The sequence below is a fragment of the Ruegeria sp. BHSA163 genome (assembly GCF_059613365.1).
In genome coordinates, this window is record NZ_JBXWSJ010000001.1 from 185,362 (window position 1) to 197,933 (window position 12,572).

Annotated in this window: 15 protein-coding genes; 12 read left to right on the forward strand and 3 right to left on the reverse strand. The window is 53.4% G+C overall.

What is annotated here, in order from left to right; translation table 11 throughout:
• Window position 1: 1 nt before the first annotated feature.
• A complete protein-coding gene (locus tag AC2FNV_RS00900; RefSeq protein WP_170604871.1) occupies window positions 2–865 on the forward strand; it encodes a glycosyltransferase family protein in 864 nt (287 codons plus the stop codon).
• Between the two features lie 6 nt (window positions 866–871).
• Here the strand turns inward: AC2FNV_RS00900 and AC2FNV_RS00905 are convergent, their stop codons facing one another.
• Window positions 872–1,669, reverse strand: a complete 798-nt coding sequence (locus tag AC2FNV_RS00905) for a phytanoyl-CoA dioxygenase family protein (protein WP_170473867.1) — start codon at window positions 1,667–1,669, stop codon at window positions 872–874.
• 132 nt (window positions 1,670–1,801) lie between these two features.
• A complete protein-coding gene (gene irrA / locus AC2FNV_RS00910) occupies window positions 1,802–2,221 on the reverse strand; it encodes an iron response transcriptional regulator IrrA (protein ID WP_170475354.1) in 420 nt (139 codons plus the stop codon).
• Between the two features lie 187 nt (window positions 2,222–2,408).
• Between irrA and fabA the strand changes: the two genes are divergently transcribed.
• From fabA to AC2FNV_RS00930, 4 genes are read left to right on the forward strand one after another with little or no spacing between them, the layout of a single operon-like run.
• Window positions 2,409–2,918 (forward strand): bifunctional 3-hydroxydecanoyl-ACP dehydratase/trans-2-decenoyl-ACP isomerase, encoded by a 510-nt coding sequence (gene fabA / locus AC2FNV_RS00915; protein WP_170473870.1) that lies wholly within the window; start codon window positions 2,409–2,411, stop codon window positions 2,916–2,918.
• Between the two features lie 48 nt (window positions 2,919–2,966).
• Window positions 2,967–4,196 (forward strand): beta-ketoacyl-ACP synthase I, encoded by a 1,230-nt coding sequence (gene fabB / locus AC2FNV_RS00920; protein WP_170604577.1) that lies wholly within the window; start codon window positions 2,967–2,969, stop codon window positions 4,194–4,196.
• A 5-nt stretch (window positions 4,197–4,201) separates the two neighbouring features.
• Window positions 4,202–4,993, forward strand: a complete 792-nt coding sequence (locus tag AC2FNV_RS00925; RefSeq protein ID WP_170604575.1) for an enoyl-ACP reductase FabI — start codon at window positions 4,202–4,204, stop codon at window positions 4,991–4,993.
• A 59-nt stretch (window positions 4,994–5,052) separates the two neighbouring features.
• Window positions 5,053–5,247: a hypothetical protein gene (locus tag AC2FNV_RS00930; RefSeq protein WP_170604573.1), complete on the forward strand. Its 195-nt coding sequence runs from the start codon at window positions 5,053–5,055 to the stop codon at window positions 5,245–5,247.
• 9 nt (window positions 5,248–5,256) lie between these two features.
• On the opposite strand, the gene AC2FNV_RS00935 is transcribed toward AC2FNV_RS00930, so the two are convergent.
• Entirely contained in the window at window positions 5,257–5,685 is a 429-nt protein-coding gene (locus tag AC2FNV_RS00935) for an FKBP-type peptidyl-prolyl cis-trans isomerase (protein WP_170604572.1), read from the reverse strand.
• Window positions 5,686–5,815: 130 nt separating this feature from the next.
• Here AC2FNV_RS00935 and AC2FNV_RS00940 point away from each other — a divergent pair, with 130 nt between their 5' ends.
• The 7 genes from AC2FNV_RS00940 to AC2FNV_RS00970 all read left to right on the forward strand — a co-directional run bounded on the left by AC2FNV_RS00940 (window position 5,816) and on the right by AC2FNV_RS00970 (window position 12,522).
• The gene (locus tag AC2FNV_RS00940; protein WP_170604570.1) at window positions 5,816–6,502 is read left to right on the forward strand and encodes a haloacid dehalogenase type II; all 687 of its coding nucleotides are present in this window, start codon (window positions 5,816–5,818) and stop codon (window positions 6,500–6,502) included.
• Window positions 6,502–7,329, forward strand: a complete 828-nt coding sequence (locus AC2FNV_RS00945) for an alpha/beta fold hydrolase (RefSeq protein ID WP_170604568.1) — start codon at window positions 6,502–6,504, stop codon at window positions 7,327–7,329. Before AC2FNV_RS00940 ends, AC2FNV_RS00945 begins: the two co-directional genes overlap by 1 nt.
• A complete protein-coding gene (locus AC2FNV_RS00950) occupies window positions 7,326–8,300 on the forward strand; it encodes a threonine ammonia-lyase (protein ID WP_170604566.1) in 975 nt (324 codons plus the stop codon). Before AC2FNV_RS00945 ends, AC2FNV_RS00950 begins: the two co-directional genes overlap by 4 nt.
• A 74-nt stretch (window positions 8,301–8,374) precedes the next feature.
• A complete protein-coding gene (pcaD, locus tag AC2FNV_RS00955; RefSeq protein WP_170604564.1) occupies window positions 8,375–9,163 on the forward strand; it encodes a 3-oxoadipate enol-lactonase in 789 nt (262 codons plus the stop codon).
• An 11-nt stretch (window positions 9,164–9,174) separates the two neighbouring features.
• Window positions 9,175–9,888: an alpha/beta fold hydrolase gene (locus tag AC2FNV_RS00960; protein ID WP_170604562.1), complete on the forward strand. Its 714-nt coding sequence runs from the start codon at window positions 9,175–9,177 to the stop codon at window positions 9,886–9,888.
• Between the two features lie 287 nt (window positions 9,889–10,175).
• A complete protein-coding gene (locus tag AC2FNV_RS00965) occupies window positions 10,176–11,270 on the forward strand; it encodes a zinc-binding dehydrogenase (RefSeq protein ID WP_170473893.1) in 1,095 nt (364 codons plus the stop codon).
• Between the two features lie 19 nt (window positions 11,271–11,289).
• On the forward strand, window positions 11,290–12,522 hold the full coding sequence (locus AC2FNV_RS00970) for a mandelate racemase/muconate lactonizing enzyme family protein (RefSeq protein ID WP_170604560.1): 1,233 nt from the start codon (window positions 11,290–11,292) through the stop codon (window positions 12,520–12,522).
• Window positions 12,523–12,572: the final 50 nt, after the last annotated feature.

Sequence of the window (12,572 nt, forward strand, 5' to 3'; positions counted from 1 at the left end):
AGTGCGGTATGACTCTCTCGAGCATTTTCAGAAATGGGCACCATCAACCTTAGCCCAAGGCCCCGTGGCGTTGTTGTTTGCTGAAGATGATGTTGAGTTGGACAGTACCCTGCGCCATCATCTGAGGCTTGGTTTCAAGTCAGTTATTGTCTTTCTGCCTGATCAGTTCGCTTTGGAAGCTGAGCTTGAAGCCAAGATTCATCGTATAACATTAAACTGCGCGCCACGCGATGTAGTCTTTGACACGGTCAATCGCGTCATAAAGGCCGCGCCCGGTGTTTGGTTTTACTACGGATACAATGCCGAATATCTGTTTTACCCCTTTTGCGAGACACGAAGCGTAGAAGAGTTGCTCGCCTTTCACTCCGAGGAAAGACGCGACTCAATGATGGCTCATGTTGTCGACTTGTACGCAGATGATTTGGACGTCTTTCCTAACGGGGTAGCGCCAAATCACGCGATGCTGGACAGTACAGGTTACTACGCGCATGCACGACACGACTCTGAAGGACGGCCGCTGGAGCGGCAACTGGACATGTCAGGTGGACTGCGGTGGCGATTTGAAGATCAAATTCCTTACGAGCGCCGACGCATCGATCGGGTCGCTCTGTTCAGGGCTCGAAAAGGGTTATTGCTGCAGCCGGACCATACTTTCAACGAGCCGGAGTACAACACGTACTCCTGTCCTTGGCACCACAATCTATCCGCCGCTGTGTGCTCTTTCCGCGCGGCGAAGGCGCTCAAGTCCAATTCAGGGTCGACATTTGACATTCCAAGTTTTCGATGGTGCAAGTCGGTTCCGTTCGAATGGAAATCGGAACAACTGATGGATTTGGGACTGATGGAACCTGGGCAGTGGTTCTAAGCAGACTCAGTGTTGCAACAACATCGGAAACCAATCCTCCCGCAGGCGTTGGCCAGGCACCATGTCGTGTCCTGGAAATGGCGGTGAAGTACGACCCGGGCGCTGAACATAGCGGGCATCGTCGCCCACCAGCCTTAGCGAGAAGGCCCGGCGGCTGATATCAGATTGATTGCCGCGTGCCCCGTGTAATGTACGAAAATTGAACGCTACTGCGTCGCCAGGTTCCATTTCGAATTCGACGATCCTCATGCCTTCGACATCTGGGTCAGGCACCGGGATATATTGCCCTTCATCCGCAAAAAAACCTTCTTCCGATACCCACCGCGTCGGAAGCACTTCTTTTTCCCAACGGTGAGATCCCGCCACGCAACGTAGCGTAGCCTGGCTAACCGGATCGAGCGGCGACCAAAAACTGATAGTTTGCTGGCCTTCGACAAAATAATAAGGCCCGTCCTGATGCCAAGGCGTAGCCATCGAAGTACCTGGGTCTTTTACCAGAACGTGATCGTGGAACATCTGAACTGATTGTGACTGCATCAGATCGGCAGCCACTTCTGCTGCAGGCGAAGTTTCAATCACAGCCCGGAATTGTGGAATTCGTGACCAGTTGCAGTAATCGTCAAAGAATCGCCCTGTCTCTCCGGACTTCTTGTTTTCCGAGGCATAAGGCCCGGGTGCGGCCATGTTCGCGGCAACACCCTCACGTAATTCGTTCACATGATCAGCAAACAAACCCTTGACCAAAACGACTCCATCCATCTGATAGGTGTCGATCATTTCCTGGGTTACAAGTCTGTGAGGCATTAAAGGCTCCGGAAAATCGTTCGATTGATCTGTTCATATTTGAATCGTGCCATCAATTCCAATTGCGACACGACGTCTTAATGAATCTGAGCCGCAGAAAATTTTCCGCACTCAAGGAAATTCAGATCAATTTCAGGATTTCTTTCGAAGACGAATGACGACGTCTACGGACGCTATCTCAACGCCCTCGGGCGCTTCCGGGAGCCGTTGGATCACCAACTCATCAGACGGCGCATCGCTTAATCGGCCTTGTTCTTCCCAGAAAAAGTGCGGGTGATCATGAGTGTTGGTATCAAAATAACTTTTCGAACCGTCAACCGTGATCTCTTGCAGAACGCCCGCGTCACAAAATGCTCGCAAAGTGTTGTAAACCGTAGCCAACGACACCGGGTCACCATTATTTTTTGCAGACTCGAACAGACTTTCGGCAGTGACATGTCTGTGTCGGCCATCGCCAACCAGTAGCTCTGCCAAAGCAACCCGCTGACGCGTTGGTCGCAACCCGGCATTGACCAGCCAATCTGTCGCTATGTCACGGCTCTGAGGTGTCATGTGTCCGATACCCATTTTCGCTATACTCATATATAAGTGCTCTCGACCCGCAATTTCAAATGAATTTCAATCGCAAAGATTGTCGTAACCACAGCATGATGTGGCGCACCACTCTTGCAGGACCTTGCATACGGGTGCTAGACGAGGCCAGATATTACGAACGGACCCTGGCAGGAGAGGCGGCAGAATGGCCCAATTCCCGAGCAGTTTTGACAAGGACGATCTGCTGAAGTGCGCCCGCGGCGAACTATTCGGCCCAGGCAACGCGCAATTGCCTGCCCCGCCAATGCTGATGATGGATCGGATAACTGATGTTTCAGAGGACGGCGGAGAGTATAACAAGGGACATGTCGTCGCTGAATTCGACATCACTCCCGATCTTTGGTTTTTTGACTGTCACTTTCCGGGCAACCCAATCATGCCTGGCTGCTTGGGCTTGGACGGGCTTTGGCAATTAACTGGCTTCAACCTTGGCTGGCGTGGCTGGCAGGGGCGCGGTTATGCGCTGGGTGTCGGCGAGGTCAAGCTGACTGGTATGGTGCGTCCCGACCGCAAGATGTTGACGTATTACGTGGATTTTACAAAGGCCGTGCAGACACGTCGCCTGACCATGGGCGTAGCAAATGGCCGAGTCGAAGCTGATGGCGAATTGATCTATCAGGTCAAGGACATGAAGGTTGCATTATCCGAGAGCTGACCCCAGCTGTCGGATACATTGCACTAAACGGAACACAGGAGTACGCTTATGCGTCGCGTCGTCGTCACCGGTCTGGGGGTCGTGTCCTCAATCGGAAACAATGCCGAAGAGGTTTTGACCTCGCTCAAAGCGGGCAAATCCGGGATCGAAGCGAATGAGCAGATGGTTGAACATGGCTTTCGTAGCCAGATCGCCGGGACTGTAAAGATCGATGTAACCGAGCATGTGGACAAGCGCACTCTTCGTTTTATGGGTCCAGGCGCCGCTTACGCACACATTGCCATGAATCAGGCAATCGAGGACTCGGGTCTGAGCCTGGAACAGGTCGTGAATCCCCGTACTGGACTTGTCGCTGGATCCGGCGGGCCATCGACCAGCGCGATGTTGACCGCCCACCAGACGGTTCTGAAAAACGGCGCGACCAAGCGCATTGGTCCCTTTGCTGTACCCAAGTGCATGTGCTCGACTATTTCAGCCAACTTAGCCACGGCCTTCAAAATTAAGGGAATCAATTACTCGATCACTTCGGCCTGTTCGACTTCTCTACATTGCATCGGAAATGCTGCCGAGCAAATCATGATGGGTAAGCAAGATGTTATGTTTGCCGGTGGCGGTGAAGAACTGGATTGGACCCTGTCCTGTCTTTTTGATGCAATGGGTGCAATGTCATCGAAGTTCAATGACACCCCGGAAAAAGCGTCGCGGGCTTTTGATCAGAACCGCGATGGGTTCGTGATTTCCGGTGGAGGCGGCATTGTGGTTCTCGAAGAACTCGGGCACGCGTTGGCACGTGGCGCCAAGATCTACGCCGAGGTCACCGGCTATGCGGCAACATCGGATGGTCACGATATGGTGGCCCCATCTGGCGAAGGTGGCGAGCGCGCAATGCGTTTGGCTTTGTCGACCCTGCCCGAAGGTCGAACTGTTGGATATATCAACGCTCACGGCACCTCGACCCCGGTCGGAGACGTGGGTGAGGTGGAGGCGGTGCGCCGTATTTTTGGCGAAGGCAATGTTCCACCGATCTCGTCAACCAAATCGATGACGGGCCATGCGCAGGGCGCAGCTGGTGCGCTTGAGGCGATTTTCTGTCTTTTGATGTTGCACCACGACTTCATTACTCCATCGATCAACGTGGAAACGCTTGCCGAAGGCATCCAGCCCGGTGAAATTGCGACTCAAGTCGTTGAAAACGCAGGCTTGGATAGTGTCATGACCAACAGCTTTGGCTTTGGCGGCACAAATGGATCCATGGTTCTGTCAAAATATAACGGGTGAATAAGATGTCGGATCTTCTCAAGGGTAAACGCGGCCTGATCATGGGCGTGGCCAATGATCGCTCTATTGCCTGGGGCATCGCCAAGGCCATGCATGAGGCAGGCGCCGAGCTTGCGTTCACCTATCAGGGCGACGCATTCGGAAAGCGCCTTGCACCATTGGCCGAAAGCCTTGGCAGCGATTTCATGGTGGATGCAGACGTCACTGACGATGCCTCATTAGATCACGCCTTTCACGAATTGGCTGCCCGTTGGCCAACGATCGATTTTGTGGTTCACGCTATCGCTTATTCTGACAAATCAGAGCTGACCGGACGGTTTCTCAACACTACCAGGGCCAATTTCAAACACTCGCTCGATGTGTCAGCGTATTCATTTATCGAGATCGCCCGTCGGGCTTATCCGCTGATGAAAGACAACGGTGGAACTCTACTGACTTTGACTTATCAGGGGTCGAACAAGGTGGTGCCGAATTATAACGTCATGGGTGTTGCTAAGGCTGCATTGGAATCCGCGACTCGGTATCTGGCCAATGATCTCGGCCCTGAAGGTATCCGTGTAAACGCGATTTCCCCTGGCCCTATGAAAACACTGGCAGGTGCCGCTATTGGTGGTGCGCGCAAGACCTACAAGTTTTGCGACCAGAATGCGCCGATGCGTTCAAACGCAACGCTCGAGGCAGTAGGCGGCACTGCTGTTTACCTGGCTTCGGATGCCGGGATGTATACTTCGGGAGAAATTATTCGCGTGGATGGCGGATTTCACATTCTTGGCATGCCGCAACCAGACGCAATGTGACCTTATCTTTCCCTGTTGGTGTCAAGATTTCACCACGTTTCCGATGCAGGGATTGCGGCATGAGCAAACTTGATCAGATACTTGCAAGCAATGGTCGTACCCTCGCGTCTCAGAAGAAACCCGGGATTCGTAATAGTCGCGCGCGTCTCTTGCTGGTAACCTTAGTTGGCCTACTGACCGCGTTTTTGTTTTTTACGCAGCCTCAGGTCGTTTCTGCCTTTGAATCGCTTCTGCACGGGTTTGCCGATCTTTGAAAGTCTGGATCAGTTTATCGAAACAATCTCAATGTCGAAAATCAGATCCTGACCGGCTAGCGGATGATTTGCATCCAAGGTGACCGTCGCCTCATCACTATCTACAACGGTAACAGGTACAGCTTGCCCATCAGGCGTCTGCATCTGCAACTGACTGCCTGGATCAAGCGGGATATCGTCTGGTATCCCCTCTCTTGGGATTTGCTGCCTCATACCCGGATTGATCGGACCATAAGCTTCCGTGCAGGGAACTTCGACACGTTTTTTTTCACCGATTGCCATTCCCGGAAGGGCGGCGTCGAGGCCAGGAATGATTTGGCCTGAACCAACCGCGAACTCCAAAGGATCACGTCCGTCGGAACTGTCGAAAACTTTGCCGTCCAAAAGTGTTCCCGTGTAATGAATGCGAACAGTGTCGCCTTGTCTGATAGTGGTCAATTCGGCCTCCAGCCTCAGGGCATGAGCGGCCTAAATTAGAGCATGGCCCGACATAATGGAATAGAATTCCCTAAGCACTTTAAAGCCTCATATTCTTGTGTCACCTTGCGCGCGATCGCGGGAGGAACCGATGGCTATTACAACCTGTATTTTTGACGCCTATGGCACACTATTCGATGTGACAGCAGCCGCCCGTCAAGCATCTGCCGAGCCAGAGTTCGAAGCGCTTCGTGACAAATGGCCTGAATTGGCAGCTCACTGGCGTCTGAAACAATTGCAATATACATGGCTGCGTGCAGTTGCGAATGCCCACGCAGATTTCTGGGATGTTACACAGGACGGCCTTGACTGGTCACTGGAGGCCACTGGGCTGCAAGGTGACGACAGGCTAAGGCAAAGACTGTTGGACCTATACTGGGAGTTACAAGCATACCCTGAGGTTCCAGAAATGTTGGCGGCTCTAAAGGCCGGAGGCCTGCAAACGGCCATTCTTTCCAACGGGTCGCCACCGATGTTGGATGGAGCGGTACAGTCGGCGGGGATCGAAGAATTACTTAACGATGTGCTGTCGGTTGAAGCCGTAGGAGTCTTCAAACCTCACTCTCGTGTCTATGATCTGGTGCAAAAAAGGTTTGGTTGCGACCGAGACGAAGTGCTTTTCGTCAGTTCGAACGGGTGGGATGCCGCTGGCGCAAGTGGATATGGTTTTATTACTGCGTGGGTCAACCGCGCAAATGAACCTATGGATCGACTACCCTGGACGCCAGCGCATGTTCTGCCCAACCTATCGACGATCCCAGCTTTGGCAGGTCTTTAATGGCGTTCTTTACGACATCCGATGGTCTGCGAATCCACTACGAGGACAGTGGCACGGGCAAGCCTCTGTTGTGCCTCGCAGGATTGACCCGAAACAGTCGTGATTTCTCGTTTTTTGCGCCACACGCCAACGACTTGCGCATGATCACGATGGATTATCGGGGGCGGGGAAAATCAGACTATGACCCCGATTTCATGAACTATAACGTACTTAGGGAAGCACATGACGTCATCGAATTATTGGATCATTTGAACCTTGATAAGGTGACGATACTGGGCACGTCTCGTGGTGGCTTAATCGCGATGGCGTTAGCGGCAAGCAATCCTGATCGTCTGGCTGGTGTTATTCTGAACGATGTCGGACCGGTCATTGAACCGGTGGGTATAGCAAAAATCATGGATTATGTCGGCAAAGAACCAGTCGCAGCCACTTATGACCAAGCCGCCGCCCTTATCCAACAAGAAATGGAGCCAAAATTTCCGGGCGTCCCTTTGGAAGTCTGGAGGCAACAGGCTGAGATCCAGTATGCCAAGTCGAAAAGTGGATTGGAATTGCGGTATGATGGCGCGTTACGAAAAGCGCTGCTTGAACAAGCCGCGGCTGGCGCAACTCCTGACCTGTGGCTATTTTTCGAAGCCTTGCGAAACATCCCGACCGGTGTGATCCGGGGAGAAAACTCGGACGTTTTGGGGGTTGATACAGTGCAAAAAATGCATGAGAGGCATCCTGGTCTGATCTCGGTCGAAGTGCCAGATCGTGGGCACGTGCCATTTCTGAATGAACCACAATCACTGGCCATCATCCGCAAAGTATTGGACGCATCATGAGCACGTTGGAAATGATCGAGGCCGCGGCTCAACGGTTGAATGGACATGTTCGCGAGACGCCCTTGCTGTCCTCGCCCTTTTTGGATGAAATCGCTGGTCGTAAGGTTCTGGTGAAACCGGAGTGCCTGCAACATACAGGCAGTTTCAAGTTTCGCGGCGCTTGGTCTGCCATCTCTGCCTTGACCGAGGTTTCGCGCCAATGCGGAGTGATTGCCTACTCGTCGGGTAACCATGCGCAAGGGGTGGCATACGCTGCTGCGCAACATGGGGTGGCGTCAGTCATCGTTATGCCATCCGATGCACCGCAACTTAAAATCGATAACACGCGCGCCTTGGGTGCCGAGGTCGTATTGTATGATCGCGCCAATGAAAGCCGCGAAGAAATTGGCGAATCCCTTGCCGCAAAGCGAGGCTTGTCATTGATCCGACCTTATGACGAACCACTTGTCATCGCGGGCCAAGGCACGGTTGGTCTGGAATTAGCGCGTCAGGCAGGCGATGCGGGTGTCACCGAAGCCGATGTGTTGATCTGCTGTGGAGGTGGCGGCCTGACTGCCGGTATTTCGCTGGCGCTAGAGGGCCATTCCCCAGGATTGCGGCCCCGCCCATGCGAACCTGAGGGTTTTGACGATGTGAAACGTTCATTGCTGACAGGACACATCCAAAGTAACAATGCCGTCTCAGGCAATATCTGCGATGCGATCCTGACACCGCAGCCGGGAGATGTCACATTTCCGATCCTGAAGCGGCTTTGCGGTCCAGGACTTGCCGTCTCAGAGACAGAATCACTTCGCGCAATGGCGCAGGCTTTTCTGAGGTTAAAGATCGTTTTGGAACCAGGTGGCGCAGTTTCACTGGCTGCAGCGTTGTTCCGGGCGGATGAAATCAAGGGCGAAACGGTTATAGTCGTCGCCTCAGGCGGAAACGCCGACCCGCAGGTTTTTGCGCAAGCATTGGATTTCCTGACCTGACAACCCGCAGTGCGGGGTGCATATTTGATAGATCGGGTCCGTTTGGCGGAAACAGGCAGGATGGGATATTTACCATGAACATTGTCGACCTCGGGGATGTACAGTTGCATTGCCGAATTGATGGCGATCCGCATGGCGCCCCTTTGGTTCTGGTGAACTCGCTGGGAACAGATTTGCGTCTATGGGACCTCATGTTGCCGTTCTTACCCAATGGATTGAAAGTCATTCGCTACGACAAGCGCGGACACGGACTTTCGTCAGAACCACCGGGGCCATATTCCATGGGTGCATTAGTGCATGATGCAGAAAGGCTCTTAGATTATCTCGAAATCAAAGATTGCGTATTTGTCGGCCTTTCCGTTGGCGGGTTGATCGGTCAGGGACTGGCCGTCAAACGTATGGACACGGTACGAGCGCTAGTTTTGTCAAACACCGCTGCCAAGATCGGTACTCCTTCGATCTGGCAGGATCGCATCAATGCTGTGCAATCCGGTGGAATCGAAGCAATTGCAGACGCGACTATGGAACGTTGGTTTTCCCGTGATTTTCGCGCAAAACCGGAAATGAACCTTTGGCGTAACATGATGACACGACAGCCGGTTGATGGTTATTTGGGATGTTGCGCGGCCATTTCGGGAACAGATTTCTACACACCCACTAGCGGGTTACGCTTGCCAACGCTCGGCATCGCCGGCAGTGAGGACGGCTCGACCCCACCCGATCTGGTCCGCGAAACGGTTGATCTGGTACCCGGTTCCCAATTCGAGCTAATCAGACGAGCCGGTCATTTACCTTGCGTCGAACGTCCCAAGGAATACGCGACCATTCTTGCCGATTTCATGACCCGGATCGGTCACATTTAAAGGAGCCTTCTGTGACAGACTTTTTATTGATCCATGGTTCATGTCACGGTGCCTGGTGCTGGCGCGACCTTATTCCCGAACTAACTGGAATGGGGCATTCCGCGCGCGCAATAGATATGCCCAGCCATGGTTCTGATCCGACGCCTATCGCGGATGTTTCCTTGGATTTGTGTCGCGACGCAATACTTGATGCCTCAAGCCCGGAAACAATTGTCGTAGGACATTCGTGGGGCGGTTTTCCAATCAGCGCCGCGGCGGAGGCCGACCCAAAAGGGCTGCGTGGGTTAATTTACCTTTGCGCATATGTTCCAAAAGACGGGCTGTCGATGGCCGAAATGCGCAAACGTGCCCCACGGCAATTGATCGCAGATGCAATTGAAAAATCTGCGGACGGGCTTTCGTACAGGATGCTACCTGGCCGGGTGCAATCTCTGTTTTATCACGATTGTCCGCCCGAGGTGGTTAGCTATGCCCAAGCCAGATTGTGCCCGCAGGCAATCCGGCCACAGGAAACGCCGCTCAAAACTGGATCTAATTTTGCGAAAGTTCCCAAAGTATATATCCGCACGACCAATGACCAAACGGTACCAACAGAATATCAAGCCGAGATGAGTCTGTGCGCTGAACCGGAACTTCAACTGACCATCGACAGTTCCCATTCACCTTTTTTCTCACACCCGAAAAAATTGGCTGAGCTTATCACCCTTGCCGCTCGGAAGATGTAGTCAGTCCGCTGTTTTCAAAGGGCATAAAAAGGATTGGTTGCACGAAACGCGCGTTCGGTAGTCGCGTCGCCGGTTGCAGAATGCCGTTGAGAAATTAGTCAGTCGGCAAACCCTGCCCTTCATACCCGTCGCGCCTTGTTATTGACCGTCTTTCTGATGCCCGCAAGACTATAGTTAATTAGACAAGTACGACCAACGCGACGTAAACGACACGCGTTTGACGGAAACTGCCTTGCAGCTCGCATCGTGACAGTCCACCGTGGCGTCAAAAGTGAACGGGGACAAATATGCAAACCATCAAAGCCGCAGTTTGCCATGCTTTTGGCGACCCATTGGTCATCGAGGATATTCTGATCGCGCCGCCCGGTATGGGCGAAGTCGAAGTCACGTTGGAAGCCGTAGCAATTTGCCATTCCGATATTTCATATGCCAGTGGTGCCTGGGGTGGGTTTTTACCCGCAGTGTACGGCCACGAAGCCGCTGGTGTAATCACGGCATTGGGTGAAGGTGCCGGAGAATTCAATGTCGGCGACCCTGTGGTCGTGACACTCATCCGTGCTTGCGGCACCTGCCCGTCTTGCGCTGGCGGAAAGCCGACCATTTGCGAAACGCCTTATGACACCGTCAAAGGGCCGCTGCGTACGGCTGATGGCGAGCCACTGGAACAAGCTATGGCTTGCGGTGCCTTTGCTGAAAAAGTCGTGGTTAGCCATCGCCAGATCGTAAAAATACCTCAATCGATGCCAAAGGACGTCGCCAGTCTTTTGTCCTGCGGCGTTATTACCGGGGTTGGAGCAGCCGTTAACGCGGCGGCCCTGCGCCCAGGTCAAGATGTTGTGGTGATCGGTGCTGGCGGTGTCGGTCTGAACGCAATTCAGGGTGCGCGCATTGCCGGCGCACGTCGCATCGTCGCCGTAGACATGACAGAAGAGAAGCTGGATATCGCTAAAGAGTTCGGAGCGACTCATGGCGTCCTTGCGACTCTGAGCGAGCCGTGGAAGGCCGCTTACAAGGCTTTTGGTGGGCGAGGCGCGGATGCCGTTCTGATCACCGTTGGCGCGATACCGGCCTACGATCAGGCTCCGCGATACCTTGGACGCGGTGGCAAGGCCGTGATGATCGGCATGCCCCATTCCGGAGCGCAAGCCAGCTATGAGCCTGTAATTTTGGCCGCGGTTGCGCAAGGTATGGTTGGATCAAAAATGGGCGATGTAGTCATTCAACGTGATATCCCATGGATGGTCGATCTTTATGAACAAGGGCGGTTGAAGTTGGATGAATTGATTTCGGGCCGTTGGTCTTTAAGCCAGATCAACGAGGCGATCGAAGACACAAAAACTGGTTCAGCAAAGCGCAACGTGATCATGTTCGGCAAAGATTGAGTCCCTGAAAGGACAGCGAATGAAACTGCAGGATCTCGATATCATTGTCACTGCCCCGCCAGCCCCAGGGTGGGGCGGACGGTATTGGATACTAGTAAAAGTAACTACTGACACAGGTATTACCGGTTGGGGCGAGTGTTATGCATCGTCAATCGGGCCCGAAGCCATGCAACACGTGATCCGCGACGTGTTCGACCGACACATGGCCGATGAAAACCCTGAAAACATTGAGCTGATGTTCCGCCGAGTCTATTCAAGCGGTTTCACGCAGCGGCCTGACCTGACAGTAATGGGCGCATTTTCCGGCTTGGAAATCGCTTGTTGGGATATCCTGGGTAAGGATCGTAGCCGTCCTGTCTATGCGCTGTTGGGCGGGCGAATGAATGAAAAAATCAGGGCTTATACATATCTTTATCCACTGCCTCACCATAACCTCACCGACTTTTGGACTTCTCCGGAACAGGCCGGTGAATGCGCAGCTGAAATGGTGCGAAAAGGGTTTACTGCAGTCAAGTTCGACCCGGCTGGCCCATACACAATCCGGGGTGGGCATATGCCTGCAATGTCCGACATCTCAATGTCGGTCGCATTTTGCAAAGCTATTCGCGAAGCGGTCGGGGATCAGGCAGATTTGTTATTTGGGACTCACGGACAGTTCAATACAGCCGGCGCTATTCGTCTTGGCCAGGCGTTAGAGCCTTATTCACCTCTCTGGTATGAGGAACCGACGCCACCTGACATGATTGAGGATATGGCTCGTGTCGCCCGGAATGTACGTATTCCCGTGGCGACAGGCGAGCGGATGACCACCAAGGCAGAATTCGGGGCTGTTATGCGCGCAGGCGCGGCTGAAATTTTGCAACCTGCTTTGGGCCGCGCTGGCGGGATATGGGAAATGAAAAAAGTGGCCGCCATGGCTGAAGTGTTTAACGTGCAAATGGCACCGCATCTGTACGCGGGGCCAGTTGAATGGGCCGCTAACATTCACCTGGCAGCGTCGATACCGAACCTGTTGTTGCTGGAAACCATCGAAACACCTTTCCACGATCAATTGATTAAGGGGACGATCAAGGTTCAGGACGGTTTTGTGGTCCCTCCCACCGCGCCCGGCCTTGGGATCGAAGTCGACGAGGAGTTGGCGCGCGCGCACCCATATTCTGGGGATGGGCTGCATTTGCAGATGCAGGAAGATCCATGTGATTACGTCAACGGAAACGCGTTTCAGGGCGGCGCACCCGCGACAGAGGGGTGACAAACTTGACTTGAATAAGGCATATTGTGCCAACTCCAATCTGTCGACTG